At 72.9% G+C, this 26,225-nt stretch carries 23 protein-coding genes; 10 read left to right on the top strand and 13 right to left on the bottom strand.

All coding sequences use genetic code 11. From position 1 onward, the window contains the following. Nucleotides 1–24: 24 nt before the first annotated feature. On the bottom strand, nucleotides 25–2,280 hold the full coding sequence (locus tag ACZ4TG_RS18110; protein ID WP_468163763.1) for a xanthine dehydrogenase family protein molybdopterin-binding subunit: 2,256 nt from the start codon (nucleotides 2,278–2,280) through the stop codon (nucleotides 25–27). Nucleotides 2,281–2,766: 486 nt separating this feature from the next. On the opposite strand from ACZ4TG_RS18110, the gene ACZ4TG_RS18105 reads away from it, so the two are divergent. Then, nucleotides 2,767–4,194 carry a PP2C family protein-serine/threonine phosphatase gene (locus ACZ4TG_RS18105; protein WP_468163761.1) on the top strand — a complete coding sequence of 476 codons (1,428 nt, stop codon included), beginning with the start codon at nucleotides 2,767–2,769 and terminating at the stop codon, nucleotides 4,192–4,194. 169 nt (nucleotides 4,195–4,363) lie between these two features. Here ACZ4TG_RS18105 and ACZ4TG_RS18100 read toward each other — a convergent pair whose 3' ends face one another. Further along, nucleotides 4,364–5,851: a DNA-binding protein NsdB gene (locus tag ACZ4TG_RS18100; RefSeq protein WP_468163759.1), complete on the bottom strand. Its 1,488-nt coding sequence runs from the start codon at nucleotides 5,849–5,851 to the stop codon at nucleotides 4,364–4,366. 232 nt (nucleotides 5,852–6,083) lie between these two features. Here ACZ4TG_RS18100 and ACZ4TG_RS18095 point away from each other — a divergent pair, with 232 nt between their 5' ends. Next, nucleotides 6,084–7,208 (top strand): aminoglycoside phosphotransferase family protein, encoded by a 1,125-nt coding sequence (locus ACZ4TG_RS18095; protein WP_468163757.1) that lies wholly within the window; start codon nucleotides 6,084–6,086, stop codon nucleotides 7,206–7,208. A gap of 199 nt (nucleotides 7,209–7,407) precedes the next feature. Further along, nucleotides 7,408–9,189, top strand: coding sequence for a 3-oxosteroid 1-dehydrogenase (gene kstD, locus ACZ4TG_RS18090; RefSeq protein WP_468163755.1), 1,782 nt, complete (start codon nucleotides 7,408–7,410; stop codon nucleotides 9,187–9,189). A 104-nt stretch (nucleotides 9,190–9,293) separates the two neighbouring features. On the opposite strand, the gene ACZ4TG_RS18085 is transcribed toward kstD, so the two are convergent. Then, nucleotides 9,294–9,794 carry a hypothetical protein gene (locus tag ACZ4TG_RS18085; protein WP_361312019.1) on the bottom strand — a complete coding sequence of 167 codons (501 nt, stop codon included), beginning with the start codon at nucleotides 9,792–9,794 and terminating at the stop codon, nucleotides 9,294–9,296. 240 nt (nucleotides 9,795–10,034) lie between these two features. Here ACZ4TG_RS18085 and ACZ4TG_RS18080 point away from each other — a divergent pair, with 240 nt between their 5' ends. Genes ACZ4TG_RS18080 through ACZ4TG_RS18070 form a run of 3 tightly spaced genes read left to right on the top strand, consistent with a single transcriptional unit; the run spans nucleotide 10,035 to nucleotide 12,435 of the window. Beyond that, entirely contained in the window at nucleotides 10,035–10,655 is a 621-nt protein-coding gene (locus ACZ4TG_RS18080; protein ID WP_468163753.1) for a hypothetical protein, read from the top strand. Continuing rightward, nucleotides 10,652–11,206 carry a toxin-antitoxin system, toxin component gene (locus ACZ4TG_RS18075; RefSeq protein ID WP_468163751.1) on the top strand — a complete coding sequence of 185 codons (555 nt, stop codon included), beginning with the start codon at nucleotides 10,652–10,654 and terminating at the stop codon, nucleotides 11,204–11,206. Before ACZ4TG_RS18080 ends, ACZ4TG_RS18075 begins: the two co-directional genes overlap by 4 nt. Continuing rightward, a complete protein-coding gene (locus tag ACZ4TG_RS18070) occupies nucleotides 11,203–12,435 on the top strand; it encodes an MAB_1171c family putative transporter (protein ID WP_468163749.1) in 1,233 nt (410 codons plus the stop codon). Before ACZ4TG_RS18075 ends, ACZ4TG_RS18070 begins: the two co-directional genes overlap by 4 nt. Here ACZ4TG_RS18070 and ACZ4TG_RS18065 read toward each other — a convergent pair. From ACZ4TG_RS18065 to ACZ4TG_RS18035, 7 genes are all read right to left on the bottom strand, one after another. Next, nucleotides 12,408–13,226, bottom strand: coding sequence for a maleylpyruvate isomerase family mycothiol-dependent enzyme (locus ACZ4TG_RS18065; RefSeq protein WP_468163747.1), 819 nt, complete (start codon nucleotides 13,224–13,226; stop codon nucleotides 12,408–12,410). The genes ACZ4TG_RS18070 and ACZ4TG_RS18065 overlap by 28 nt on opposite strands. Before the next feature lie 67 nt (nucleotides 13,227–13,293). Next, nucleotides 13,294–13,698 (bottom strand): ACT domain-containing protein, encoded by a 405-nt coding sequence (locus tag ACZ4TG_RS18060; protein ID WP_468163745.1) that lies wholly within the window; start codon nucleotides 13,696–13,698, stop codon nucleotides 13,294–13,296. Between the two features lie 104 nt (nucleotides 13,699–13,802). Next, on the bottom strand, nucleotides 13,803–14,030 hold the full coding sequence (locus tag ACZ4TG_RS18055; RefSeq protein ID WP_468164152.1) for a DUF397 domain-containing protein: 228 nt from the start codon (nucleotides 14,028–14,030) through the stop codon (nucleotides 13,803–13,805). A 131-nt stretch (nucleotides 14,031–14,161) separates the two neighbouring features. Then, a complete protein-coding gene (locus tag ACZ4TG_RS18050; protein ID WP_468163743.1) occupies nucleotides 14,162–15,328 on the bottom strand; it encodes a thiolase domain-containing protein in 1,167 nt (388 codons plus the stop codon). Further along, on the bottom strand, nucleotides 15,325–16,392 hold the full coding sequence (locus ACZ4TG_RS18045; RefSeq protein ID WP_468163741.1) for a thiolase domain-containing protein: 1,068 nt from the start codon (nucleotides 16,390–16,392) through the stop codon (nucleotides 15,325–15,327). The genes ACZ4TG_RS18050 and ACZ4TG_RS18045 overlap by 4 nt, the downstream gene beginning before the upstream one ends. After that, the gene (locus ACZ4TG_RS18040) at nucleotides 16,392–17,351 is read right to left on the bottom strand and encodes a Zn-ribbon domain-containing OB-fold protein (RefSeq protein WP_468163739.1); all 960 of its coding nucleotides are present in this window, start codon (nucleotides 17,349–17,351) and stop codon (nucleotides 16,392–16,394) included. The genes ACZ4TG_RS18045 and ACZ4TG_RS18040 overlap by 1 nt, the downstream gene beginning before the upstream one ends. Before the next feature lie 260 nt (nucleotides 17,352–17,611). Next, a complete protein-coding gene (locus ACZ4TG_RS18035) occupies nucleotides 17,612–18,412 on the bottom strand; it encodes a crotonase/enoyl-CoA hydratase family protein (RefSeq protein WP_468163737.1) in 801 nt (266 codons plus the stop codon). 174 nt (nucleotides 18,413–18,586) lie between these two features. Here ACZ4TG_RS18035 and ACZ4TG_RS18030 point away from each other — a divergent pair, with 174 nt between their 5' ends. Then, the gene (locus ACZ4TG_RS18030) at nucleotides 18,587–20,218 is read left to right on the top strand and encodes an acyl-CoA synthetase (protein ID WP_468163735.1); all 1,632 of its coding nucleotides are present in this window, start codon (nucleotides 18,587–18,589) and stop codon (nucleotides 20,216–20,218) included. Between the two features lie 43 nt (nucleotides 20,219–20,261). Here the strand turns inward: ACZ4TG_RS18030 and ACZ4TG_RS18025 are convergent, their stop codons facing one another. Next, complete coding sequence (locus tag ACZ4TG_RS18025; protein WP_468163733.1) at nucleotides 20,262–20,912, bottom strand: DUF2278 family protein; 651 nt, start codon at nucleotides 20,910–20,912, stop codon at nucleotides 20,262–20,264. A 97-nt stretch (nucleotides 20,913–21,009) separates the two neighbouring features. On the opposite strand from ACZ4TG_RS18025, the gene ACZ4TG_RS18020 reads away from it, so the two are divergent. The 3 genes from ACZ4TG_RS18020 to ACZ4TG_RS18010 all read left to right on the top strand — a co-directional run bounded on the left by ACZ4TG_RS18020 (nucleotide 21,010) and on the right by ACZ4TG_RS18010 (nucleotide 24,238). After that, a complete protein-coding gene (locus ACZ4TG_RS18020) occupies nucleotides 21,010–21,762 on the top strand; it encodes a transglutaminase domain-containing protein (RefSeq protein WP_468163731.1) in 753 nt (250 codons plus the stop codon). Nucleotides 21,763–21,919: 157 nt separating this feature from the next. After that, entirely contained in the window at nucleotides 21,920–23,221 is a 1,302-nt protein-coding gene (gene paaK, locus ACZ4TG_RS18015) for a phenylacetate--CoA ligase PaaK (protein ID WP_468163729.1), read from the top strand. Between the two features lie 189 nt (nucleotides 23,222–23,410). After that, nucleotides 23,411–24,238: a YhjD/YihY/BrkB family envelope integrity protein gene (locus ACZ4TG_RS18010; RefSeq protein ID WP_468163727.1), complete on the top strand. Its 828-nt coding sequence runs from the start codon at nucleotides 23,411–23,413 to the stop codon at nucleotides 24,236–24,238. 5 nt (nucleotides 24,239–24,243) lie between these two features. Here the strand turns inward: ACZ4TG_RS18010 and ACZ4TG_RS18005 are convergent, their stop codons facing one another. Both ACZ4TG_RS18005 and ACZ4TG_RS18000 read right to left on the bottom strand, forming a co-directional pair. Continuing rightward, the gene (locus ACZ4TG_RS18005) at nucleotides 24,244–24,630 is read right to left on the bottom strand and encodes a barstar family protein (protein WP_468163725.1); all 387 of its coding nucleotides are present in this window, start codon (nucleotides 24,628–24,630) and stop codon (nucleotides 24,244–24,246) included. 63 nt (nucleotides 24,631–24,693) lie between these two features. Further along, complete coding sequence (locus ACZ4TG_RS18000; protein ID WP_468163723.1) at nucleotides 24,694–26,208, bottom strand: fatty acyl-CoA synthetase; 1,515 nt, start codon at nucleotides 26,206–26,208, stop codon at nucleotides 24,694–24,696. Between the last annotated feature and the right edge of the window lie 17 nt (nucleotides 26,209–26,225).

The raw sequence follows: 26,225 nt of genomic DNA, 5'->3' as shown, positions 1-26,225 counted from the left end.
GCGGGCGGGTCCGGTGGGGCCGCGCTAGCGGGGGTACGGGGTGAAGTCGACGTCGAAGTAGAGCGGGAAGCTGCGCGGCTTGTTCCCGGTGGCCCGGGCCCAGGCGTTGGCGATCGCCCCGACGGCGGCGGGCACTCCGAGTTCGCCCGCCCCGCCCGGCTCGGTGCCGGTCGCCGGGAGGACGAAGACCCGTAGGTCCTTGGGGGTGTCGCGCTGCCGCGCCCAGTGGAACTGGCTGTAACTCCCCTCCAGCGGAAGCCCCTTGTCCAGGTGCAGGCCGGCCCGCAGGGTGGTGGAGATCGCGTCGGTCAGGCCCCCGATCATCTGCGCCTCCAGCCCGCGCGGGTTGACGGGCAGGCCCACGTCGACCGCGATGACGGCCTTGGTGACCCGGACGTGCCCCGGGTCACGGGTGTCGATCTCCACCAGGCAGGCCGTACGGGACTTGTACTCCTCGTGGAAGGCGATGCCCTGGGCGCAGCCCGCCGGCATCGGGCGCCCCCACTCCCCCTCCTGCGCGACCTTGTCGAGCACCGCCCGCTGGGCGTCGTTCTTCAGGAAGGCCCGGCGGAAGCGGTACGGGTCCTTGCCGATCCGCGCGGCCAGTTCGTCGACGACGATCTCCTCGGCGCCCCGGGTGTTGGCGGAGTACACCGAGCGCCAGGACCCGGTGGGGATCGCGGTCCGCACCTCGGTGAGCGCCTGGGTGGTGAGCCCGAAGTGGTACGGGGACTTGACCGTGGTGTGGAAGAGGGTCTGGGCGAGGGTGGCGTTGCCGATGCCGAGCGGCAGGTTCGCCGCGGTGGCGGTGATGATCTCGCCGAGCCCGTGCCGGAAGTCGGTCTCGGCGGCGGCCACCCGGTGCTCGAAGCTGAGCACCTCGCCCAGGGCGTAGGTGGCGCGGATCTTGTGGTGGGTGGCCGGGCGCATCCGGCCGTGCCGGGTGTCGTCGACGCGGGTCCACATCAGCCGGACCGGGCGGCGGCAGGCCTTGGAGACCCTGGCCGCCTCCAGGGCTGCGTCGAAGAAGAGCCGCCGGCCAAAGGAGCCGCCGGCCTGGACCACGTGCACGGTGACCTTGTCGAGGGGCAGCCCCAGGTCGGCGGCTATGGTCTGGCGGGCCACGATGGGGGACTTGAGCCCGGACCAGATCTCGGCCCCGTCGTCGCGTACGTCGGCCACCGCCGAGTTGGTCTCCATCGGGGCGTGGCTGACGAACGCGAAGTCGAATTCGGCGTCCACGTACGGCGTGAGCAGCGGTGGCAGGAGCAGCGGCGGGGCGGCGGCGCGCAGCTTCGTACGCACCTGCGCGTCCGAGAGCTGGTCCGCGGGGCCGGGGCCCCAGCTCACCTGGAGGGCGGCCTTGGCGTCGAGGGCCTGCCCGAAGGTCTCGGCGACGACGGCGACCCCGGTGGGGATCGTCACCACGTGCAGGACTCCCGGCATGGCCTGGACGGCGGCCAGGTTGGCGACGTCGCGGACGCTGCCCCCGAGGGTGGGCGGGCGGCGCACCACGCAGGGCTTGGCCCCCGGCACGTCGAGGTCCAGGGTGTACCGCTGGGCCCCGGTGACCATGGCGCGGGCGTCGATGCGGCTGGTGGGCCTGCCGACCAGGGCGTGCCGGGCCGCGGGCTTGGGGGTGGCGCCGAGGACGATCAGGCCGGGCGCGGCAGCGGCCGCCGCGAGGCTGCCGTAGTCGGCGGTACGTCCGTCCGGGGCGCGGACGACGCCGTTCTCGGTGGTCAGGGCGGAGGCGGAGAGCTTCCAGCGGGCGGCGGCGGCCGCGACCAGGCGGGCCCGGGCGGTGGCCGCGGTCTGCCGGACCGGACCGTAGAGGGAGCGGATGGAGTTGGAGGAGCCGGTGAGCTGATTGAACAGCAGCTCGGGCCTGGCATCGTCGAGTTCCACGCGTACGGCGGCCAGCGGCGCGTCCAGTTCCTCGGCCACGAGCATGGCCACGGCGGTGGTCAGTCCCTGGCCGACCTCCTCGCGCGGCAGCCGGAAGCGGATGGTGCCGTCGGCGTCGACGGCGAGTGCGAGCAGGGCGGAGGTGGGCGCGCCGGCCAGGATGAACAGGTCGCCGAGGTCCACCAGGTCGGCGATGGCGGGCAGGCTGGGGATCACGGCGTGGGCGCTCTGCGGGGCGAGGGCGTCGGCCCCGGCGCGGGTGACGAGCGCCAGGGTCGGCGCGGCGACGAGGAGGGTGAGGAAGCCGCGGCGGCTCCGCCCGGCACCGCCGGTCCGGCTGTTCTGCCCGGCGGCATGGCTCTGCCCGGTCATCTCGTGTTCCCCGCCCTGCGCGGGCCCGCCGTGGCGGACCTCCCCCGGTTCATTACCGGCACGTAGCGTAGCGATCACCGGGTGCGGAGGGAAGCGGCGGAGCGGGCCGGTCCGGGTCGCGGGGTCGTCCGTTCGGGGGATCCCCCGCACGATGCGGCGACCGGCGCCTCACGCGACCGGTGCGGCCCGGAGCACTCGTACGGCTCGGCCGTACGATCGATCGCGCACGCCCGCGGGGCCGCTTTCCGGCCGGGGCGGATCAGCGGCTGACGGGGCGTCGGCAGCAGGGCCCCGGGGCAGGCGCCGGAACGGCTGACCGGAATCGTTCGCACAACCGCGGGACGGCCGGGAGGCCCCGGGCATATGCCCGGGACAAGGACGTTCCGGATGTTGCCAAACGCCTTACAGCCCGTCGCCGGCTGTGCCACAGTCGTTACCGGTCCTTCCCTTCAGACTTGGCCGCGCCGCGCCTGTATCGGAGTTCTCATGCCGTCCCACCTGTATGCGGACCGTCCCGCACAGCCGCCCGAACCGGGGTCGGTGGACGCACTGATCTCGCAGACCCGGCAGCTGCGGGGCGAAGTGGACGCGGTGCGCCGCGACACCGTCGCGGACGACGACGACGCGCAGGGCCGTTGGCAGCGCGCACTGTGCGACCTCGCCGTGCACCACCTCGACGACCTCGGCCAGCACCTCGGACAGCTCAAGGAAGGGCTGCCGCCCGCCCCCGAGCAGCTCGTCGAACTCCCGCAGGCGGCGCCCGCGGCCGTTCCCGAGGACCGGCCGAGCCGGGTCGGGAGCGCCGAGTGGAACCTGCTGACCGATGAGGTCACCTGGTCCGAAGAGCTCTTCCAGATCTTCGGCCGGTCCCCCGAGGCGGGGCCCCTGCCCCTGGACGAACTGGGCTCCACCCTGTTCTCCGAGGACCAGCCGGTCCTGACCGCGATGGTCACGGACTGCCTGGTGGACGGCAAGCCGATAGACGGCGAGTTCCGCATCGTCCGGGCCGACGGCCGCGTCCGGACGCTGCACATGAGGGGCGAGCCGGTACTCGACTCCGACGGCTGCACGGCCACGATGTGGGCCGTGCTGCGGGATGTGAGTGAGCTGCGCCGCAGCCAGCGTGCGGTGCGCGAGTCCCGTGACTCGCTGCAGCGCCGCCGGGAGATCGCGCAGACCGAGCACCGGCTGGCGGTCGAGCTGCAGGAAGCCGTGCTCCCCCCGTGGCGCGGCTCCCTGCGGTTCCCGCACAACAGCACCGGCGCGCTGGACGTCGCCGCCCACTACCTGCCCTCCGCCACCAGCGCGCTGATCGGCGGGGACTGGTACGACGCCCTGGAACTCCCGGACGGCCGCTCACTTCTGACGGTCGGCGACCTGACGGGACACGGGGTGACCGCCACCTCCGGAATGGCGATGATGCTCGGCGCCCTGCGCGGGATGGCCATGGCCGGTATCGAGCCGGGCCCGCTGATGGGCTGGCTCAACCAGCTCCTGGAGGCCTCCGTGCAGCCGGCCCTCGGCTCGGCCGTCTGCTGCCGCTACGATCCCGCCCGACGCGTGCTGTCCTGGGCCCAGGCGGGGCACCCGGCCCCGCTGCTGTTCCGCCGCGGCCAGGGCCGCTCCTTGCAGCCGCCCGAGGGCGTACTGCTGGGGGCGACCTCCGGAGCCGCGTACGGGCAGGCCGAGGAACGGCTTGAGGTGGGCGACGTACTGGTCCTGCACACCGACGGACTGACCCCGCGCAGCATCGAGTTCAGCAGGGCGGACGGCACCGAACGGCTGTTGGCGCTCGCGCCGCGGTTCTCCGCGGCGCGGTCGGCGCAGGACTGCGTACGGATGGTGACGGAGGAGTTCGGCGACAGCGAGCGCGAGGACGACGCCTGCGTGCTGGTCGCGCGCGTCGGCACATAGGAGCGGGCAGGGCGAGTAGAGGCTGTTCTCACGAGCAGAGGCTGCTCTTCAAGGCAGAAGCCCTTCGTTCAGGGGCCGTTCAGGGCCGCGCCGGGAGGCGCGGCCTTTCTCGTCTCCGTACGGGTGCGTGTGCGGTCGTGGCGGCGGTGCGGCAGCCGGCATGCGGGGCTCACACGCTGCGAGGTGCCACCGGGCTGTTCGGCAGCGCCAGCTTGATCTCCTCGCGCAGGTCCTCGATGCGCGCGTAGCCGGAGTACTGGCCGGTGAGCCGGTACATCTCGCGCAGCCGGTCCCACGTACGGTGCGAGGAGGTCTCGTTCATCGACACCAGGGCCAGGCGGGCGTAGCGGTCGGCCTGTTCGGGGTCGTCGGCGATGAAACAGGCCGAGGCCATGGAGATGTAGTCGAAGATCTGCGAACGCTGGTGGCCGTGGGCGCGCAGCCGCAGTGCCTCACGGGCGTGCCGCTGGGCGATCGGCGCGGCGGTGGGGTCGTGGTCGGCGAGGGTACGGAAGGCCAGTGCCTGCATGCCGTGCATATCGGCCTCGTCGAAGTTCTGCATCCACGACGGCGGCGGCACGTCGCCCTTGTCGGAGACGAAGAGGTCCTCGGCCTCGCCCAGGGTGCGGCGCATGGCCTGGCCCTTGCCCATGGCCGCCTGCGCCCAGGCCTCGATGGTGTGGAGCATGGCGCGGGTGCGCGGCAGGGTCTGCTCCCCGGAGCCGGACTGCGCCAGCTTCATCAGGTCGAGGGCCTCGTTCGGCTTGCCGAGGTGGACCATCTGGCGGGCAGCGCGGGAGAGGGCCTCGCCGGCGCGCGGCCGGTCGCCGCCCTCGCGGGCCGCGTGGGCGGCGATGACGAAGTACTTCTGCGCGGTGGGTTCGAGACCGACGTCGTGCGACATCCAGCCCGCCAGCACGGCCAGGTTGGCCGCCACCCCCCAGAGCCTCCGCTGGAGGTGGTCGGGGTGGTGGTACGCGAGCATGCCGCCCACCTCGTTCAGCTGGCCGACGACGGCCTTGCGCTGCAGTCCACCGCCTCTGGACGCGTCCCAGGCGCGGAACACCTCCACGGAGCGTTCCAGGGCCTCGATCTCCTGGGAGCCGATCGGGGCCGCCTCGTAGCGGTCGTAGCCCGCCGGGTCGGCCTGGTAGGGGTTCTCGCCGAAGCGCTGCGCGTCCTTGGCGGTGGCGGGGTCGGTGTGCAGCCAGTCGAACATGGCGTTGCTGAGGGCTGTGCCTGCGGTGAGCGCGGCTCCCGCGCCCATCAGGCCGCGACGGTTGAGCATGAGGTCCATTCCCGTGAATTCGGTGAGGACCGCGGCTGTGCGTTCGGGCGCCCAGGGCAATCCGTCGGGGTTCTCCTTCGCCCCGTCCGGCTGCCGTTTGGAGGTGCGCCGCTGCCGTACGAACCCGAGGTCCTCGATGGTCACGACACGACCGAGCCGCTCGGTGAACAGTGCTGCCAGTACCGTGGGCACCGGTTCGCGCGGGGTCTCCCCCATGTCGATCCAGCGCCGCACCCGCGAGGTGTCGGTGGCCAGCTGGTGGTGGCCCATGGCGGCCGCCTGCCGGTTGACCATCCTCGCCAGCTCGCCCTTCGACCAGCCGGCCAGGCCGAACAAGTCGTTCAGACGGGTGTTTGGACCTTTGCTCACGTCAAGCCCCCAGGTTCTCGGCTGAGTTGACAGTAGCCCGCCGTCAGATGCCCAGCGACTATTCGCCAGGCTTCGCCAGGGCACGCAAGATGGTCCGCCACCCATGGCCGGGTGTCAGGTAGGAATGCGCCTCCCCGACCCGGCTCACCGGCGGAACTCCCCAGGGCGAAGCAGGGGATCCGGCGGGGCGGCGTACGCAACTCGTCGGCGCACGAAGGGAACCGTAAACGCCATGTACGCAGCAACGTCCTCCGTGTCCGCCCCGGTCCGGCCCCACCGCACGCTCCCCGCGGGCGGCGGCCCCTACCTCGATCCCGGCCGTCCGGCGGCGCCGGCACAGGGCGCCGTCCGGGCGCGCCGGCTGCCGGGGACCGGAACGCAGCCGCCGAGCGGAAGAATCGACCTGTCGGGGCCGCAGGGTGCGCAGCTGCGCACCGCGCTCGCCTCGGTGCAGCGGATCTGTCCGGAGTTCGCGCCCGTCCAGGTACTGCGGCGCAGCGGCCGGTCCGTCCTCCTGGTGGGGACCACCGGGCGGATGACCGCCGTCGCGAAGGTTTTACTGGACCACTCGCCCGAATGGCGCGAGCGGTACCGGCACGAAATAGCGGCGTACCGGGCGTTCGTCCGGCACCGCCCGCCGGTCCGCGTCCCGCGGCTGATCGCCGCCGACCCGGAGAACTGCGTACTGATCGTGGAGCGGATGGCGGGCCGGGTCGCCGCCCTCCAGCGCCATCCGGTGGAGGCTCCGCCGCGCGCCGACGTACGGGCGGCGCTGGGCGCGGTGTGCCGCGTCAACCAGTGGCGGCCGCCGGCCGAGCTGTTCGGGCACCCGATGGACTACGCCCGGCGGATCACCCGTGACCACGAGCTGGGGCTGCTGACGGACCGGGACTTCGGAGACCTGCAGAAGCTGCTGCACGGTCTGCGGCTGGCCGGTACCCCGTGGCAGTTCAACCACGGCGACGCCCTGCTGTCGAACCTGCTGCTGTCCCCGGCCGGGCCGGTGCTCCTCGACTGGGAGCACGCGGGCTGGTACCTGCCGGGCTACGACCTGGCGACGCTGTGGACGGTACTGGGCGACGCCCCGGCCGCCCGCAGCCAGATCAGCCGCCTCGCGCAGCAGCAGGGCCCGGCCGCCCGGGACGCCTTCCTGGTGAACCTGATGCTGGTGCTGACCCGGGAGATCCGGATGTCCGAGACGGCGGTGCAGCGCTCCATGCTGGCGACCGCCCCGACCCAGCCGCTGCCGGTCGGCGCCCTGTCCTCGGGGGAGGAGCAGCGCCTGCTGCTGCGCCGGCTGCACGACGACTGCGGGATGGCCCGCAGAGCGGTCCGCGCGGCGGTCGGCACCCGCTGACCCCGGCCGCCCGTTCGGAGTCCCATGGCATCCGCCGCCATGGGACTCCGTCGCGTTCGGGGGGAACGACAGGAGGGGCAACAGGGCGGTGCGCCGCGGCAGATGCCTTGACATCACATGATCCCCCGAAGACCTTTTCTGACTCAGCATCAGGAATGCTGGCAGTACCCGCCCTCCCCCGACCCGCTGGAGCCTGCCGATGTCCGCGAGCCCCGATCCCGCACGTCCTTCACTCCCCTCCCGCCGGACGGTCCTCGCCGGGACCGGCGCCGGTGTGCTCGCCGCGACCGTCCTGCCGGGGGTCGTCGCGCGGGCCTCCGAGGGGGCCCCGCTCGGCGAGTACGACGTCGTCGTGGTCGGGTCCGGCGCCTCCGGGATGACCGCCGCGCTCACCGCGGCCAAGCGCGGCCTGAGCGTGCTGGTGGTCGAGAAGGCGCCGACGTTCGGCGGCTCGGCCGCCCGCTCGGGCGCCGGGATCTGGCTGCCGAACAACTCCGTGATCCTGGGCGCCGGGGTGCCGGACACCCCGGAGAAGGCCGCGACGTACCTCTCGGCGGTGGTGGGGCCCGACGTGCCGGCCGACCGGCAGCGGGCCTTCCTCGCCAACGGACCCCGGATGCTGGACTTCGTCATGGCCAACAGCCCGCTGAGGTTCCGCTTCATGGACGGGTACAGCGACTACTACCCCAACCTCCCCGGCGGCCTGCCGAACGGCCGCTCCATCGAGCCGGACCAGATCGACGGCAACGTCCTCGGCGCCGAACTGGCGCACCTGAACCCGGCGTACATGCCGGTCCCGGCCGGGATGGTGGTGTTCAGCCAGGACTACAAGTGGCTCAACCTCGCGGCGGTCAGCGCCAAGGGCCTCGCGGTGTCCACCGAGTGCCTGGCGCGCGGTACGAAGGCCGCCCTGAGGGGCGAGAAACCGCTGACCATGGGCCAGGCGCTGGCCGCCGGGCTGCGGGCCGGACTCCAGCGGGCGGGGGTGCCGGTGTGGCTGAACAGTCCGCTGGTCGACCTGGTCCAGGAGGGCGGGGCCGTCACCGGGGTGGTGGTGGAGAAGGAGGGCGTACGGGGCACGGTGCGGGCCCGCAAGGGCGTGGTCATCGGCTCGGGCGGCTTCGAGCACGACGCGCAGATGCGGGCCCAGTACCAGCAGCAGCCCATCGGGACCCAGTGGTCGGTCGGCGCGAAGGAGAACACCGGCGACGGGATCCGCGCGGGCCAGCGGGCCGGGGCGGCGCTGGGGCTGATGGAGGACGCCTGGTGGGGGCCGTCGATCCCGCTGCCCGGTGAACCGTACTTCTGCCTGGCCGAACGGACCCTGCCGGGCGGGCTGATCGTGAACGGGAACGGCGCGCGGTTCGTCAACGAGGCGGCGCCGTACAGCGATGTGGTGCACGTGATGTACGAGAAGGACCGGGGCGCGGCGGGCTCGCACATCCCGGCGTGGCTGATCGTGGACCAGAACTACCGCAACAAGTACCTGTTCAAGGACATCCTGCCGACCTTCGTCTTCCCGGACTCCTGGTACGAGTCGGGCGCCGCGAAGAAGGCGTGGACCTGGGACGCCCTCGCCCACCAGATCGGGGTGCCGGCGGCCGCGCTGCGGGCGACCCTCAACCGGTTCAACGCGCAGGCGTGGAGCGGGAACGACGCCGACTTCCACCGGGGGGACACCGCGTACGACCACTACTACACGGACCCGAACGTCCAGCCGAACTCCTGCCTGGCGCCGGTCTGGGCCCCGCCGTTCTACGCCTTCAAGATCGTGCCGGGTGATCTGGGGACGAAGGGCGGCATCGTCACGGACGCTCGGGCCCGGGCCCTGCGGGCGGACGGCTCGGTGATCCGGGGCCTGTGGGCGGCGGGCAACGCGAGCGCGGCGGTGATGGGCCACAGCTACGCGGGGGCCGGGTCGACGATCGGCCCCGCGATGACGTTCGGCTACGTGGCGGCGAACGACATCGCGGACGCGTAGGACGACCGGGGGGACCGTGGGGCGGACCGGGCCGCGGCGGTGCGGTCCGGCCGTCGTCTGCGCGCCGGTCCTTCCCGCTGGTCCTTCGCGCCGGTCCTTCGCGCTTATCCCTGCTGGAAGAGCTCGGCGGGGAGCGGCTTCAGGAGGGCGTAGAGGTCATCGGTGATCGGGCGGTCCCAGCTGGCGATGGTGACCAGCACGTTGTCGCTGCGGTCGAACTGGACGCAGGAGATGCGGGACTCCGAAAGCTTGACCTTCCGGACGATGAGGAGGTTGTCGCCCTGCATGACGGGGCAGTCCTCCACACCGGTGACCTCGACGTCCTCGTCGTTCTCCAGGGCGTCGAGGAGCTGGGCCACCTCGAAGGGGACCTGCTTGTCGGCGAGCTCCCGGGCCGGTGAGCCCTCGGGCAGGTTGCCGATGATCATCGCGGGGCCGCGGCCGCCGAACAGGTCGTAGCGCAGGAAGACGCCCTGGCAGCTGCCGTCGGGGGCGGGGAGCAGCCCGGCCCCGAGGTTGCCCGGCCAGTCCCCCGGGTCCATGGCCAGGACGTCGAAGTCCGGGCCGGCGGGTGTGGCGGCGCGGTGGCGGCGGAGGAAGGACATGCCGCCATGGTACGTGGCCGGGACCCTTTTCCGGCCCGGGGGCCCCGCATCCGGCTCCGTGCTGCGCCGGCGCCCCGGGCGCGTCCGCCCGGCGGGGCGGCCCCCCGTCCGTGGGCGCCCCGGACAGTTTCCCCATGCATCGATGGTTGGCCGGTATGGATCTTGCATTTTGGACGTCTTAGGCTGGCCCGCGGCGCGACAGGACGGCCTTCGGCCCCGGACCCAGGGAAGTGCAGGCAGATGGACGAGTCCGTGCCCTCCCTCGCCGTGACGCTCGCTCAGATCCGGACGCTCGCCGGGGCCGGACGGCTCGATCCGCAGGAGGTCCTCGACGTGGCGGACCTCGCCGCCCGGACGGGCGTCCCGCCGGAGGTGACGGCCGCCCTCCTGCACGGCGCGCAGCCCCCGGCCCCCACGCCGGAGGAGGCTCGGGAGACCGCCCGGCAGCGCGCGGTGTTCCTCCACACCACCTCCCTGGACCCGGGCGGCCGTCCGTACCGCGTCGCGGACATCGCGGCCGCCATCGGCGCCACCCCGCGAGCCGTCGCCGACCTGGTCTCCGGCCGAAGACCGCCGGACCCCGGGGAGGCCGAGCGCTACACGGCCTTCTTCGGCCGCGGGACCGCCTTCCTGACGGACACCGCGCCCGAGGCGCTGAGCCGGGCCCTCCAGCCGGTGGTCCGGTCCCTGGACAGGGTTTCCGACCACCTGCTGGCGGATCTCGTGGACCGTTACGGACTGGTCTCCATCTGCACCCGGGGGAAGGCCCTCACCCCTACCCAGGAGACACTGCTGCTCGGAATGATCGCCGCCTTGCTGGCGGAAGAGCCGGCCCGGCCGGAAGAGGAGGAGGAAGCATGAGCGTGGCCCGGTCCATGCGCAAGCTGTGCACCGCGCTGACCTCCTCCGTAGACCTGGAGCTGCCGGCGGATCCGCCCGCCCTCTTCCGCGCCCTGTGCGACGCGATGAGCGCACTGCGCGGCGGGCGGCCCATCGTGCTGCGGTTCGAGCGGTTCCCCTCCGAGCTCACCACGTCGGGCCTGTGGCTGAACATGGAGGAGTACGACATCGTCGTGGTGGAGAAGTACACGACGCCCGACCACCAGCTCGTCATCCTCGGCCACGAGCTGTGGCACATGCGGGCCGGCCACGGAAGCGTGCACGGCCTCGGCCCGGCCGCGGCGGCCAGGTCCCTGCCGGGCAGCCCGGACCTGACGTACGCCACCGTCGCGGCGCGCTCGCACTACGAGGACGCCGACGAGATGGAAGCCGAAACGTTCGGGCTGCTGCTCGGGGACCGGTGCCGGGGGTGGCTGGCTTCCGGGGACGCCGCCGGCGGCGTCCGGCGCAGCGATGTCGCGGGACGCATCGGCAACGCCCTCGGCAACCGCGGACCGATCGGTTTCCGGTGACGTCCGACGCCTTCTACATCCCGTACCTGATACCGGCCGTGATCCTCACCCTCGCGTTCGCGATCCGGCTCCCGGTGATGATCCGGTTCTGGCGCATCGACCCGAACGTGCGCAACGTCGGCGGTCTGCTCGTACTGGGTTCCGCGGTGTTCTACTTCGGCCGCCCCGAGACCCTCGCGATGATGAACCGCGCCACGGGGATCAGCAATGTCGCGGCTCCGGTCGTCTACACGCTGCTGACGCTGTTCTGCGCCTCCTGCCTGGTGATGGTCATCCACTGGCGGGGCGGCGACCCGGGCCGGGTCCGGCGTACCACCCGGATCATCGGCGCCGTCTACTGCGCCGCCGTGGCGGGGCTGTGGGGCACCTTCGCCCTGGCCGACGTACCGGTGGAGCGGCTGCGGGACCTGGACACGTACTACGCCACCACTCCGTGGATGCGCGAGCACATCCTGCTGTACCTGCTGGCCCACACCGTCGCGTGCGTGACCACGGCCGTGGTGACCTGGACGTGGCTGCGGCAGGTCTCGGGCTGGCTCCGCATCGGGCTGGTTCTCCTGGTCACCGGCTTCGTCCTGAACGTCTGCTACGACACGGTGAAGCTGACCGCGGTGGTCGCCCGCTGGACGGACCACGACCTGGACTGGCTCAGTACCTACGTGGCCCCGCCCATCGCGTCGGTGTGCGCGCTGTTCGTCGCGGTCGGCTTCGTGCTGCCGCACGCCGGGGAGGCGCTCCAGCGGCTCTGGACGGACTTGCGGCACTACCGGTCGCTGGGTCCGTTCGCGAGGGAGCTCGCCGCCGTCGACGCCAGTGGGCTCCGGCTGCCCCGGCGGTCCTCGCTGGGCCGGCGGCTCATCCAGCGCAGGACGCGGATCAACGACGGGCTGCTCCAGCTCCAGCCGTACATGGATCCCGAGGTCCGGCGCGGCGCCCTCCAGGAGGCCCTCGCACGGCGCGAGAGCCCGGCCCGGGCCGCCGCGACCGCCGAGGCGGTGACGGTGGTGGCCGCGATCCGCTGCCTGCTGGGCGGCGGGGGACGGCCGGTCCCGCCCTCCGGGCCCGCGGCAGCCCCGGCGCGCGGGACCGGCGCCGCGCCGGCCCCGGACCTGGTGGCCGTGTCCCGGGCGCTGCGCCGCTCTCCCGTGGTCGCCGCCTTCCGCGCCCGCGGCGGGTCGGCCGGGAGCCCGGCGCGGGTGGGTCAGACCGGTGGCACGAGCGTGAAGTAGCGCTCCAGCAGGGCCGCGTCACCGGTGACCCGCAGGGTGTCGGCCGGGATCCGGTGCCAGAGGAACAGCATCAGGTCGCCGGCCGTCCCCGCCGCCTCGACGTCGGCCGGGGCGGCGCCGTCGGGCTCCAGCCGGACCTGCTCCCCGGCGAAGGCGACCGTCCATGAACCGGGGCCGTCCGTGCGGCGGAAGCGGTACCGCTCCCCCGCCCCCGCCGGGGCGGAGCGCCAGGCGCGCCGCGCCGGGGCCATCACCTCGAAGGTCTGTGCCACCGCGTCGGCCGCGAGCTCCGTGTCGAGGGGCGCGGGGCTGCCCGTCACGTCCTCGGCGTCCCAGCGGTGCAGGGCAAGTTCGATGGTCTGCATGCGGAGCCAGAAGCCGCTGGTCCGCTCCACCGACCAGGTCCACACCGGTACGTCCGGGCCGAGTGCGCTCAGCAGCCCGGCCAGCTCGCGCGCGCCCTCGGCGAACCAGTCCAGCAGCTCGGGGGGCACCGGCCCCAGGTTCGGCGCCCGGTCGGGCAGCGGCCAGGCCGCCCGTACGGCCGGGTCCGGGGGCAGCCCGTAGAGGGAGAGGTCGGTGACCTCCGGGGGCTCGGTGAGCCGCTCGCGCAGGATGTGGCCGAGGTAGCGGTGGATGCCGCCCACATGCCCTACGAGGTCGGAGACCGACCAGCCGGGGCACGCGGGCACCAGCGGTGTCCCCTGGTGGGTGTCGAGCGCGCGGCGGACGGCCTTCTCGAATGCCAGGGCCTCCGCCTGGAAGAGGTCGATCCGGGTGTTGTCGTCCATACGGCCACCCTGCCCGACCGCCTGCGGGGCCACTCGCCTTGAGCTACGGGCGAACGTCCTGGGCGCGTCACCGCGCCGAACGGGCGGCCAGTCGTTCCAGTACCGAGACGGCCTCGGCGGCCCGGTCGGCCGCGACGAACAGGTGGTCGTGGTGGTACCCGGCGATGACGTTGCAGCTGAGTCCGTGGGCGCCGAGCTCGGTGGCGAAGGCCGCGGTGAGGCCGACGGCGTCGAGTGCGGAGTGGATCCGCAGGGTGATCCAGCCGGCGGTGTAGTCGTAGGCGAGGCCGGCCGCGTCGGCCTCCTCCTGCCGCAGGACCAGGGTGAGCCCCTCGGGCTCCAGGACGGTGGCGACGGGGCTGAGTCCGACGGGAGCCGTGGGGCCGGGGACGGTGCAGAAGACGTAGCGGCCCTCGTTCAGTTCGGGTCGCATACCGCTCAGCAGTTTCCGCAGGTCGCTCTCGCCGCTCATGCGGTCACCCTACCCATCGCCCCGGTACGCCCGGTTCGACGCCCCGGTGCGGGGGCGCCCGGCACGGCACCGGGTGCCCGGTACCGTGCCGGGCGGGAGGGGCCCTACGTCAGGTCGAACTCCCCGCCCCGCGCGTCCAGGACGAACTTGCGCCACTCGTCCGGCGCGAAGATCAGCGAAGGGCTGTCGGGGCGTTCGCTGTTGCGCATCGCGATGAACCCCTCCACAAAGGCGATCTGGACGTCACCCGCTCCCCCGCTGCTCGACTGCCAGTGCGCCCCGCTGAGATCGAGCTCGGGCTTGCCCCAGCCAGCGAGGGGCTGCGAAGTCATGCTCTCGGCCACGTGCGTGCTCCTCCCGGTACGTCGTCCGAGGGCAAGGTTAACCACGACGACGGGTGCCGCACAGGCCACAGTGAGTCACCCGTGACCGGCCCGGCACCCGCGCGGAAACCCGATTCCGTTCAGGAGGCGGGTTCTTCGGCCCCCACCAGCCACATCGCGAAGAACTGGGCCCCTCCGCCGTAGGCGTGCCCCATGGCCCGCCGGGCGTCCGGCACCTGGTGTTCACCTGCCTGGCCGCGCACTTGGAGCGCCGCCTCCGCGAAGCGGATCATGCCGGAGGCGCCGATCGGGTTCGTCGACAGGACCCCGCCGGACGGGTTCACCGGCAGGTCGCCGTCGAGTTCGGTGACCCCCGCCTCCGTCAGCTTCCAGCCCTCGCCCTCGTCCGCGAAGCCCAGGTTCTCCAGCCACATCGGCTCGTACCAGGAGAACGGTACGTACATCTCCACCGCGTCGATCTCCCGGCGCGGGTCGGTGATCCCCGCCTGGCGGTAGACGTCGGCCGCGCAGTCCTTGCCCGCCTGCGGGGACACGAAGTCCTTGCCCGCGAACAGCGTCGGCTCGCTGCGCATCGCCCCGCCGTGCACCCAGGCGGGCGGCCGGGGCGAACGGGCCGCCCCCTCCCGGTCGGTGAGGATCATCGCGCAGGCCCCGTCCGACGAGGGGCAGGTCTCGGAGTACCTGATCGGGTCCCACAGCATCGGTGAGGCCTGGACCTTCTCCAGGGTGATGTCGTGCTCGTGCAGGTGTGCGTACGGGTTCTTCAGCGCGTTGCGCCGGTCCTTGTAGGCGACGAGCGAACCCACCGTGTCGGGCGCTCCGGTACGCCTCATGTACGCCCGCACGTGCGGGGCGAAGAACCCGCCCGCGCCGGCCAGCAGCGGCTGCTGGAAGGGGACGGGCAGCGAGAGCCCCCACATGGCGTTCGACTCGGACTGCTTCTCGAACGCGAGGGTCAGGACGGTCCGGTGGACGCGGGCGGCGACCAGGTTCGAGGCGACCAGCGCGGTGGATCCGCCGACCGAACCGGCCGTGTGCACGCGGAGCATGGGCTTGCCGACCGCGCCGAGGGCGTCCGCCAGGTACAGCTCCGGCATCATCACGCCCTCGAAGAAGTCGGGAGCCTTGCCGATGACCACCGCGTCGATGTCCGCCCAGGTCAGCTCGGCGTCCTCGAGGGCGCGGACCGCCGCCTCGCGGACCAGTCCGGCGATGGACACGTCATGGCGGGCGGCGACGTGCTTGGTCTGGCCGATGCCGACGACGGCCACGGGCTCCTTGCTCATGCTCGGTCCCCTTCCAGGACGGCGACCAGGTTCTGCTGGAGGCAGGGGCCGGAGGTGGCGTGGGCGACGGCCCGGTCGGACTCGCCGCGGTGGATGCGGGCGGCGGCCTCGCCGATGCGGATCAGGCCCGTGGCCATGATCGGGTTCGCGGCGAGCGCGCCGCCCGAGGGGTTGACGCTCACCCCGTCGCCGAGCCCGAGGGCCTTGCGGAGCACGACTTCCTGGGAGGAGAAGGGCGCGTGGAGCTCCGCCGTGTCCACCGGGCCCTCGAAGACCCCCGCCTGCTCCGCGGCGATCCGGGTGGACGGGGAGTCGGTGAGGTCCCGCAGGCCGAGGCCGTGCGCCTCGATGCGGTGGTCGATGCCGGTGATCCAGGCGGGCCGCGCGCACAGCCCGCGCGCGAGGTCCCCGGCGGCCAGGATCACCGCGGCCACGCCGTCGCCCACGGGCGGGCAGTCGCCCGTGCGCAGCGGGGCCACCTCGTAGTCGCCCTGGGGGACGGCGCCGGTCAGCTGGGCGTGCGGGTTGGACTCGGCCGAGGCCCGGCTGCGGGCGCCGATGGCGGCCAGGGCGCGCTCGTCGGTCTCTCCGGCGTCGATCAGCGCCTGGGCCTGGAGGGCGGCCAGGGCCACCGAGTCGGGCCAGAGCGGGGCGAGGTAGTACGGGTCGAGCTGCCGGGTGAGGACGTCCCGTACCGAACCGGGCGAGGACTTCCCGTACGCGTAGACGAGCGCGGTGTCGGCCTCGCCGGTCTGGATCTTGACCCAGGCCTCGTAGAGCGCCCAGGCACCGTCCATCTCGACGTGCGACTCGGAGATCGGCGGCCAGGCGCCGACCCCGTCGAGGGTCATCGTGAAGGAGAAGGCCCGGCCGGCCAGGTAGTCGCTGGAGCCGGAGCAGGTGAAGCCGATCTCCCCGGCCTTCAGGCCGGTCTGCGCCAGCACCTGGTGCAGGACCGGCATGACCATCTCGACTTCGCTGAGCTCGTCGGTGCGGCGCAGGTGGTCGCTCTGCGCGAAGGCGACGACGGCCACTTCCCGTGCGTGCCTGCTCGTCCTGGCCATCAGATGAGCTCCTTGTACGCGTCGTAGTCCGCGTCCGGCTCGCCGGTGGGGCGGTAGTGGTCGGGGTAGCGGCCGCCCTCGGTCCACACGGGTTCCACGCGCAGGCCCATGCGGACCTGGTCGTACGGGATGCCGCCGATCCGGCCGTGGAGGGCGAGGCCGGCGCCGTCGAGGGCGATGTGGGCGTAGACGTACGGCACTTCGATGTCGAGGTTGCGTGCCTTGATGTTGACGATGCAGTACGTGGTGACCGTGCCGGCCGGGCCGACCTCGACCTGGTCGGTGGTGGCGACCCCGCAGGTGGGGCAGGCTCCGCGCGGGGGCACGTACACCTTGTGGCAGGAGGGGCAGCGCTCTCCGACGGTCCTGCGCTCGGAGAGGGCGTTGATGTAGGCGGTCTGGGCGCGGCCCGGGCTGTAGGTGTAGTCGAGGCGGGCCTCGGCGACGATGCCGGTGGCCGGGTCCGCGAAGGCGCCGTCGTGCGGGGCGGCTCCGGGGCCGGCCGGGCCGGCGTACGGCTCGAAGCAGGCGATGTCGGTGATGGCGCCGGTGCGCTCGGCCGCCCAGCGGATCCGGACCCGCATGCCCGTGGACACCGATTCGGGGGCGGGGGCGTCGAGGGCGTGCAGGATCGCGGTGTCGGCGCCGTCGAGGCGGACGAGGACCCAGGCGAAGGGGGTGTCGAGGGGCTGGTGGGGGCGGGGGTCGCCGTTCCAGGCCCAGGTGGTGACGGTGCCGGTGGCGCCGACCTCCACCAGCTCGCGGATCTCCTCGGCGGTGACGGGGTCGTACTCGACCGGCGGGACCATCACCTTGCCGTCGGAGGTCCTGACGCCGAGGACGAGGCCTTCGCGCAGGCCGGTGAGGAAGGCGCCCTGGACGGGGCCGAGGGAGCGGGTGAAGGGGAACTCGACGACGAGGGGCGCGCGCAGCACCTCTGGTGGGGACGCGGCTGTCATGGGTGGTCTCCGATTCTCCGTGGCGGGGGGCTGGCGGGGGTGGTGCTCGTCGGGGTGCGGGCGCTCGGGCCGTCGCGGGGCGGGGCCGGGCGCCGTCCGGTCGGGCCGGTCCGGGCCGGTCGGGGGCGGTCGGGGCCGGTCGGGGCCCGAGCCGGTCCGGGCCGGTCGGGGGCGGTCCGGTCCGAGCCGGTCGGGGGCGGTCCGGTCCGAGCCGGTCGGGGGGCGGTCCGGTCCTGTCCCGTCCACCCCACGGCCAGTGGCTAGGCTCGGCGGTAGACCGGGGGCCGCTTCTCCGCGAACGCCCGGGCTCCTTCCTTCGCGTCGGCCGTGTCGAAGACCGGCCATCCCCGGGTGAGTTCGGCGGCCAGTCCGTCCGTCTCGGTCAGCTCGGCGCTCTCGTACACGGAGGCCTTGACGGCCTCGACGGCGAGCGGCCCGCACGCGTTGATCCGCTCGGCGATCTCCAGGGCCTTGGCCAGTGCCGTTCCGTCGGGCACCACGTGCCCGACGAGCCCGATCCGCGCGGCCTCCTCGGCCGGGTACGGGCGTCCGGTCAGCAGCATCTCCAGCGCGTGCGTGCGCGGGATCTGCCTCGGCAGCCGTACGGTCGATCCGCCGATCGGGAAGAGGCCCCGCTTGACCTCGAACAGCCCGAAGGTGGCGCCTTCCCCGGCGACCCGGATGTCGGTCCCCTGGAGGATCTCGGTGCCGCCGGCGACGCAGTACCCCTCGACGGCGGCGATCACCGGCTTGCGCGGCCGGTGGTGGCGGAGCATCGCCTTCCAGTGCAGGTCGGGATCGGCCTTGAGCCGGTCCCGGTACTGGTCGCCCGCCATCCCCTTCCCGGCGAGCGCCTTCAGGTCCATGCCCGCGCAGAAGTCCCCGCCCGCGCCCGTCAGTACCACGGAGCGGATCGTGTCGTCCGCGTCCGCCTCCAGCCAGCCGTCGTACAGGCCCACCAGCAGCGGAAGCGAGAGCGCGTTCTTCGCCTCCGGCCTGTTCATGGTGAGCACCAGCGTGGCGCCGTGGCGTTCCACGGTCAGGTGTTCGGTCCCACCCATTGCCGTCCTCCCGTCTCAAGACCTAGAACAGGTTGCAGGAGGGGCGAGTGCAGTTCAATAGTTTTCTGACACTCAGTCAGTTTTCTTGTGCTGCGCCCTTCCCAGTTGGCCTGAGCGGCGCTCTAATGACCGCCGAGCAGCCCACCCATGGGATTTTTCGGGTCAGGAGGAACGGTGGAGTACAACCTTGCCGACCTGTTCGAGTCGGTCGTGGACGTGGTCCCGGACCGCGAGGCCCTGGTCTACGTGGACCACCCCGGGACCGGCGCCGAGCACCGCCTGACGTACGCGGAACTGGACGCGGCGGCCAACCGCATCGCGCACCACCTGCTGGACAGCGGGCTGAAGGCCGGCGAGCACCTGGGCCTGCACCTCTACAACGGGGTCGAATACCTCCAGACCGTGCTGGCCTGCCTGAAGGCCCGGCTGGTGCCGGTGAACGTCAACTACCGGTACGTGGAGGAGGAGCTGGTCTACCTCTACAACGACGCCGACCTCGCCGCGCTCGTCTTCGAGGGCGAGTTCACCGAGCGGGTGGCGGCCGCCCTGCCGCAGACCCCGAAGCTCCGGCACCTGATCCGCGTCGGCGCGGCCCCCGAGGACGCGCCGGAGCCCTCGATCGCGCCCGTCCCGTACACGCGGGCGCAGGCGCAGGGCTCGCCCGAGCGGGGTTTCCCGCCGCGCTCCCCCGACGACCTGTTCATCATCTACACCGGCGGCACCACCGGCATGCCCAAGGGCGTGATGTGGCGGGCCGAAGACCTCTTCTTCGCCGGACTGTTCGGCGGGGAGCCGTCCGGCGAGCCGGTGAAGCGGCCGGAGGAGCTGGCCGAGCGGGTGGCCGCGCGCGGGGCCGGGCTCACCTTCTTCCCGGCTCCTCCGCTGATGCACGGGACGTCCACGCTGACCTCGTTCATCGCCTTCAACTACGGGCAGCGGGTGGTCATCCACCGCAAGTACGCGCCCGAAGAGGTGCTGCGCACCATCGAGAAGGAGAAGGTCTCCAGCGTGTCCCTGGTGGGCGACGCGATGCTCAGGCCGCTCATCGACGCCCTGAACGGCCCGCTCAAGGGCACCGACCTGTCCTCCTTGTTCAGCGTCTCCTCCTCGGGCGCGATCATGTCGGAGACCGTGCGGGCCGAGTTCCAGCGGCTCGTCCCGAACGTCGTCCTGCTGAACAACTTCGGGTCGTCGGAGTCCGGCTCCAACGGGCGGGCCACCAACGACTCCGGCCCCGAGAACGGTTTCCGCCTGGAGGTCAACGACCGTACGCAGGTGGTGGATCCGGTGACCCACGAACCGGTGCCGGTGGGCCGGCCCGGCCGCCTCGCGCAGCGCGGGTACGTACCGCTCGGCTACTACAACGACCCGGCGAAGACCGCCGAGACCTTCTTCCAGAAGGGAGCCGAGCGCTGGGTGCTGCTCGGCGACATGGCGACCGTGGACGAGCAGGGCATCGTCACCGTGCTCGGGCGCGGTTCGCAGTGCATCAACACGGGCGGCGAGAAGGTGTACCCGGAGGAGGTCGAACAGGCGCTGAAGTCGCACCCCGACGTGTACGACGCCTTGGTCGCCGGTGTGCCCGACCCGACCTGGGGCAGCCATGTCGCGGCGGTGGTGCAGATCCGCGAGGGCGCGCCGGAGCCGACGCTGGACGAGATCCAGAGCCACTGCCGTACCAAGCTGGCGGGCTACAAGATCCCGCGCCAGCTGGTCGTCGCACCCGCGATCCAGCGCTCTCCCAGCGGCAAGGCGGACTACCGCTGGGCGAAGGCGGTGGCCACGGAGGCCGACGCCGGCCGCTGAACCTGCCCGGCGGACCCGCCCGGACCGGCTGGTCGTTCCCGCGTCAGGTGCCGGGGTGGCCGTCGGGCCCGGTGTGGTCGGCCTGGGTGGAGAACTTGGACAGGAACGCGTCGTAGCGGCCGTCGGGGCGGCGGGTCATCGTCCCGCCGTCCTGCCAGATGCCGTTGTCCGCCCACCACTGGCTGCCGTACGGGTCCCCCTGGTTCTGGTGGATGTTGTGGACGCCGAGGCCGCCGTGGGAGAAGGGCTGCCCGAAGACGAGGATCGGCCTGCCGGGTACGAGTACGGGCTCCAGCGCCTGCGAGGCCTCCAGGTACGAGCCCGAGACCCACGGGTGCGGCGGGCTGAGCCGGTCGAGGACCGCCCGCAGCCAGCCGATCGAGCAGCCCGAACGGGGCCGCAGGGCGGGGTGGCGCAGGTAGTCGATGGCGCCCGATCCGGAGCTGCTGCCGAGGTCGTGGAAGCCCGGCGGCAGTCCGGACGCCGGGTCCAGCACCGAGGCGGCGAGGGTGAGCACCTTCCACTGCACGCCGGTGGCGGACTGCTTGCTGTCGACGTCGACCGCGCAGCGGTAGCGGCCCGCGGGCGCGTCGACCTCCAGGTTGACGTGGAACCAGCGGCCCTGGGTGTCGGGCTCATCGCGGAAGTGGCGGTGCAGGGTTCCGGACAGCACACCGTAGTCGTCGAGCGGCATGGGGCCAGTGAACCACCGGAGGGTACGCGAGGGCGGTGACGCGCCGCACGTGACCCCGGCGGAGGGGCGCCGTGGCCCCGTCCCTACGATCGGCGCCATGACCTGTACCTGGCTGACCCCCTGGTGGCGTGCCCGCCCCTCCGGCGGCCTCGCCGCCGACGAGCCCGGCTCGGTGGCGGCCACCGCGATCCTCGACCTGCACCACCCGCGGGTACGGGCCCTGCTGGCGGACGCCCGGGCGGCCGCCGGGACCGCCCCCGGCGACCGCGCGCTGCTCAAGGCGGCGCACGGGCTGATCAGCGACCGGGTGCGGCCCGTGTACGCGATGAACGACGCCCGGCCCGCCTCCCGCACCCTGGCCCTGGGCCGCGGCTCCTGCAGCCAGCGCCTGTCGGTCCTGGAGGCCGTGGCCCGCGCGGCCGGGATTCCGACCCGGGTGCGCGGCCTGCTCGTGGACGGCTCGTTCTGGTACCCCCGTTTCCCCCGGCTCCGGACGCTGGTGCCCCGGGAGGTGCTGCTGGCCTGGCCCGAGTTCCGGCTGGGTGAGGACTGGGTCAACGCCTCGGAGCTCTACGGGAGCCTGGAGGAGCTCGGCGCGAAGAACCCGGCCGGCTTCCGCAACAGCGGTTCGAACACCCTCTTCGAGGCGCTGGCGACCACCGCGGTCGACTGGGACGGCTCCACCTGCGGCACCGCGAGCTGCTCCGGCTTCGACCTGTCGGCGTCCGTCCGGCGCGACCTGGGCCGGTTCGCCTCCCGGGACGAACTGTTCCGGATCCACGGCCAGACCCTCTGTGCGCCGGCCCGGACGGTCGGCGACATGCTCATGGGCCGCCGCGGGGCCGCCTGAGCGGGTTCCGCCACAGCCGGGCGCGCAGGGCCGGTCGCCGCAGCCGTCCGGCGGGCCATGAAATCAGGCGATCACTCGTTCGAGTCATTGATTTAACCGCCGAGGTGCTGGCACTCTACCGAATGATCGGTCGGGTGGCTCACGGTGAGGTGACGGCATGACGGGGTATGCGGATCTCCATGACGAAGGCGAACGGCTGAGCGGCGACGAGCTGGCCGCTCTGCAGCTGAGGCGGCTGCGCGCGACCCTGCACCGCGCCTACGAGCGGGTGCCCTTCTACCGGCAGGCGTTCGACAAGGCGGGCGTGCATCCCGACGACTGCCGCTCCCTGGCCGATCTGGCCCTCTTCCCCTTCACCACCAAGGCCGATCTGCGCGACCAGTACCCCTTCGGGATGTTCGCCGTCCCGCGCTCCGAGGTGCGCCGGATCCATGCCTCCAGCGGCACCACCGGCCGGCCCACGGTCGTCGGCTACACCGACGGGGACCTGTCGCTCTGGGCGGATGTCGTGGCCCGGTCGATCCGCGCGGCGGGCGGCCGCCCCGGCCAGATCGTGCACATCGCCTACGGATACGGCCTCTTCACCGGCGGTCTCGGCGCGCACTACGGCGCGGAGCGGCTCGGCTGTACGGTCGTGCCCGCCTCCGGGGGCATGACGGACCGCCAGGTCCGGCTCATCCAGGACTTCCGGCCGGAGGTCATCATGGTGACCCCGTCCTACATGCTGACGCTGCTGGACGAGATGGAGCGCCAGGGCATCGATCCCCGCACGACCTCGCTCCGCACGGGGATCTTCGGGGCGGAGCCGTGGACCGAGGAGATGCGGCGCGAGATCGAGGAGCGGCTCGGCATAGACGCGGTGGACATCTACGGCCTGTCCGAGGTGATGGGGCCGGGTGTGGCGCAGGAGTTCGCTTCGACCAAGGACGGCCTGCACATCTGGGAGGACCACTTCTTCCCGGAGGTGGTCGATCCGCTGACCGGCGCGGTGCTGCCGGACGGGGAGCCGGGGGAGCTGGTGTTCACCTCGCTCACCAAGGAGGCCATGCCCGTCATCCGGTACCGCACCCGGGATCTGACGCGGCTGCTGCCCGGCACGGCCCGGCCGGCCTTCCGCCGGATGGAGAAGATCACGGGACGCAGCGACGACATGATCATCCTGCGCGGGGTGAACCTCTACCCCACGCAGATCGAGGAGGTCCTGCTGCGGACCCCGGGGCTGGCGCCCCACTTCCAGCTGCGGCTGACCCGCGAGGGCCGCCTGGATGCCCTGACCGTCCGGGTGGAGGCCCGCCGGGAGACCGGTGAGGAGCGTCGTGCGGAGGCGGCGGCCGAGGTGGTCCGCGCCGTCAAGGAGGGCGTCGGGGTCTCCGTCCGCGTCGAGGTGGTGGACCCGGAGACCCTGGAGCGCTCGGTGGGCAAGATCAAGCGCTTCCGGGACCTGCGGGACAGACCGTAGGGCCGTGGGCACGGCCCGGTGCCCGGGGTACGGGCCGATGCCGGGGGTGCGGCCCGGTGCCCGGGGTACGGGCCGGCCTGACGGCGACGGGGCCCGTGTCATCCGCGTGGCCGCGGGAAACCACCCCTTCGGGCCTATTTGCGGGGGTCCGCGGGAGGCGGCGGTGCGCTCCCGGGTAGGGCAGTGTGCGTGACCCCGAAGCCCCGGCCGCTGCACGACCGGCTCCAGGCCTCCCTCGCCGGGCTGGCGTGGAGCCGGGGGCGCCAGATGGAGCTCATGCACCGGGCGATGGGCTTCGCCGCCCTCGGGTTCCTCACGCTGGTGCCGCTGCTGGTGGTCGTCGCGGCCGCCGCCCCCGGCAGCGGGTACGGCTTCGGCCGCTGGCTGGGCCAGGCCCTCGGGGTGACGGCGTCCTCGCGGGCCCGCGTCGAGATGCTGTTCGGCGCCGCCGACCTGGCGCTGGAGCGGACCACGGCCTTCGGACTCGCCGCCCTGGCCGTGTTCGGCCTGACCTTCGGCTCCGCCGTGCAGACCGGCTACGAGAAGGTCTGGGACCTGCCCACCGCCCGCTGGCACACCATGTGGCGGCACGTCGTGTGGCTCGCCCTGCTGGTCTGCTACCTCGCCCTGCTCGTCGAGATCCCCGCCCCGTCGAAGGACACGATCGGGACGCTGGTGGGCACCGTCAGCGACCTCATCGGCACGATCCTCTTCTTCTGGTACTCCCAGCGGCTCCTGCTGGGCGGCCGGGTCCGCTGGCGCGCCCTGCTCCCGGGAGCGGTGGCGACCAGCCTCGGGCTGCTCGGCCTGCGGGTCTTCTCGCAGCTGGTGTTCTCACCGCTGATCGCCTCCAACGCCGTCACGTACGGCCCCTTCGGCACCCTGCTGGTCGTGCAGTCCTGGCTGGTGGGCGTCGGTTTCGTCGTCTACGGCGGCGCGCTCGTCGGCCGCCTGCTCCACGAACGCCTCACCTTGCGCCGGCTGCACCGCACCGGCCTGCTGCCGGATGGCACCTGAGCCGGTCAGCGCAGGCGCAGCGCGCCCGGAGCCTGGCCCTCGAAGATCCCGGTCAGCCAGTCGAAGACGGTCTCCCCCTGCCCCCGCCGCGCGGCCGCCAGCCGTTCGGCGACCGAGGTCCGGTTCGTCGGGTGGCAGCGCCCCAGCCGGATCTCCAGCTGGCGCGCGGTCTCGGCGTGCCCGAGCGAGCGCCGGGACGCCTCGTGGTCGCGCCACTCGAAGGCGAAGTCACCGTCGTCGGGGGTCCCGTAGCCGCCCCGGAGGCAGTCGTTGAAGGCGTCCAGGTTGCCGCCGAAGTAGCCGCCGGGGCCGTTGACCGCTTCACCGATCACCCGCCAGAAGTCCTCCAGGGTCCGGATCCGGGCGCCGTCGAGTACGTAGATCTCCGTCACGGGAGACGAGCGTAGGGCGCGCGGGGAGCGACGGCACGCGCATATCGGCGCGGGCGCACGCGCCTACCGGCCGAAGCGGTCCCTCAGCTCCCGCTTGAGGATCTTGCCGCTGGCGTTGCGCGGCAGGGCGTCCACGAACAGCACCCGCTTGGGGGCCTTGAAGTGCGCCAGCCGCTCCCGGGCGTAGGCGCTCAGCTCCTCCTCCGTCACCTCCCCGCGCGGCACCACCACCGCCGTGACCGCCTCGATCCAGCGCTCGTCGGGCAGGCCGACCACGGCCGCCTCGGCCACTCCCGGATGGGTGTACAGGACGTCTTCCACCTGCCGGGAGGCGACCAGCACCCCGCCCGAGTTGATGACGTCCTTCACCCGGTCGACCACGGTGAAGTAGCCCTCCGCGTCGCGCACGGCGAGGTCCCCGGAGCGGAACCAGCCGTCCCGGAAGGCCTGCGCCGTCGCTTCGGGGTCGTTCCAGTAGCCCAGGCACAGCTGCGGCGACCGGTAGACGACCTCGCCCGCCTCCCCGTCCGCGACCTCGGCGCCGTGCTCGTCGACCACCTTCGCCTCGACGTGCCGCACCGGCCGCCCGCAGGAGTCCATCCGGCCCTCGTGTTCCTGCGGCCCCAGCACGGTGGCCAGCGGGCCGATCTCGCTCTGCCCGAAGCAGTTGTAGAACCCGAGCCCGGGCAGCCGCGCCCGCAACCGCTCCAGGACGGGCACCGGCATGATCGAGGCTCCGTAGTACGCCTTGCGCAGGGCGCCCAGCTCGCGTTCCCCGAACTGCGGGTGGTTGGCCAGGCCGATCCACACCGTGGGCGGTGCGAAGAGGCTGTCCGCCCGCCCCGCCTCCACCAGGTCGAAGACCTCCTCCGCGACCGGCGCGTCCAGGACGGTGTTCTGCGCGCCCACCGCCAGGTACGGCAGCAGGAAGACGTGCATCTGCGCCGAGTGGTACAGCGGCAGCGAGTGCACCGGCCGGTCCGTCTCGGACAGGTCCAGCGCCTCGATCGCGCTCTCGTACTCGTGGGCCAGCGCCCGGTGGGTCATCATCGCGCCCTTGGGCAGAGCGGTCGTCCCGGAGGTGTACAGCAGTTGCACGACCGCGTCGGCGGTCCGGTCCGGCTCGAAGGAGAGCGGTTCGGCCAGTTCGGCGAGGAAGGAGTCCGGCGCGTCGCGCAGCGCCCGTACGCGGTGCCCGTCCGGGACCCGCCCCGCCAGGTCCGGGTCCGCGAGGACGAGTGCGGCCGTGCAGTTCTCCAGGATGTACGAGAGGTCCTCGCCGGTGAGGTTCTGGTTGACCGGGACGTGGGTGAGCCCGGCCCGGGCGCAGGCCAGGAAGGCCAGGAGGTAGGCGTCGCAGTTGTGGGCGAAGGTCGCGACCCGGTCGCCGTCCGCGAGCCCGTACCGCCGGCGCAGCACGGCCGCGCCGGTGGTGACCGCCTCGTCGAGTTGCGCGTAGGTCCAGATCCGCTCGCGGTAGCGCAGGGCCACCCGGTCGGGGACCCGGCGGGCGCTGTCCCGCAGGAGTCCGTCGACGGTGTTCCGCCGCACCGCCGCGTCTGCTCGCTCTGGCGTCATGGCGCGATCCTCGTCCC

The organism is Streptomyces sp. NPDC028314, from assembly GCF_055565795.1.
Note: the sequence above shows the minus strand (reverse complement) of the source record. Positions and strands in the feature narration are given on the sequence as shown.

Excerpts from the sequence above, each read along its gene's own strand:
- kstD (WP_468163755.1), top strand. The coding sequence starts at position 7,408 with ATGTCCGCGAGCCCCGATCCCGCACGTCCTTCACTCCCCTCCCGCCGG.
- ACZ4TG_RS18075 (WP_468163751.1), top strand. The coding sequence starts at position 10,652 with ATGAGCGTGGCCCGGTCCATGCGCAAGCTGTGCACCGCGCTGACCTCC.
- paaK (WP_468163729.1), top strand. The coding sequence starts at position 21,920 with ATGACGGGGTATGCGGATCTCCATGACGAAGGCGAACGGCTGAGCGGC.
- ACZ4TG_RS18085 (WP_361312019.1), bottom strand. The coding sequence starts at position 9,794 with ATGTCCTTCCTCCGCCGCCACCGCGCCGCCACACCCGCCGGCCCGGAC.
- ACZ4TG_RS18080 (WP_468163753.1), top strand. The coding sequence starts at position 10,035 with ATGGACGAGTCCGTGCCCTCCCTCGCCGTGACGCTCGCTCAGATCCGG.
- ACZ4TG_RS18065 (WP_468163747.1), bottom strand. The coding sequence starts at position 13,226 with ATGGACGACAACACCCGGATCGACCTCTTCCAGGCGGAGGCCCTGGCA.
- ACZ4TG_RS18025 (WP_468163733.1), bottom strand. The coding sequence starts at position 20,912 with ATGCCGCTCGACGACTACGGTGTGCTGTCCGGAACCCTGCACCGCCAC.
- ACZ4TG_RS18000 (WP_468163723.1), bottom strand. The coding sequence starts at position 26,208 with ATGACGCCAGAGCGAGCAGACGCGGCGGTGCGGCGGAACACCGTCGAC.
- ACZ4TG_RS18110 (WP_468163763.1), bottom strand. The coding sequence starts at position 2,280 with ATGACCGGGCAGAGCCATGCCGCCGGGCAGAACAGCCGGACCGGCGGT.
- ACZ4TG_RS18035 (WP_468163737.1), bottom strand. The coding sequence starts at position 18,412 with ATGGGTGGGACCGAACACCTGACCGTGGAACGCCACGGCGCCACGCTG.
- ACZ4TG_RS18095 (WP_468163757.1), top strand. The coding sequence starts at position 6,084 with ATGTACGCAGCAACGTCCTCCGTGTCCGCCCCGGTCCGGCCCCACCGC.
- ACZ4TG_RS18105 (WP_468163761.1), top strand. The coding sequence starts at position 2,767 with ATGCCGTCCCACCTGTATGCGGACCGTCCCGCACAGCCGCCCGAACCG.
- ACZ4TG_RS18055 (WP_468164152.1), bottom strand. The coding sequence starts at position 14,030 with ATGACTTCGCAGCCCCTCGCTGGCTGGGGCAAGCCCGAGCTCGATCTC.
- ACZ4TG_RS18040 (WP_468163739.1), bottom strand. The coding sequence starts at position 17,351 with ATGACAGCCGCGTCCCCACCAGAGGTGCTGCGCGCGCCCCTCGTCGTC.
- ACZ4TG_RS18045 (WP_468163741.1), bottom strand. The coding sequence starts at position 16,392 with ATGGCCAGGACGAGCAGGCACGCACGGGAAGTGGCCGTCGTCGCCTTC.
- ACZ4TG_RS18050 (WP_468163743.1), bottom strand. The coding sequence starts at position 15,328 with ATGAGCAAGGAGCCCGTGGCCGTCGTCGGCATCGGCCAGACCAAGCAC.
- ACZ4TG_RS18060 (WP_468163745.1), bottom strand. The coding sequence starts at position 13,698 with ATGAGCGGCGAGAGCGACCTGCGGAAACTGCTGAGCGGTATGCGACCC.
- ACZ4TG_RS18020 (WP_468163731.1), top strand. The coding sequence starts at position 21,010 with ATGACCTGTACCTGGCTGACCCCCTGGTGGCGTGCCCGCCCCTCCGGC.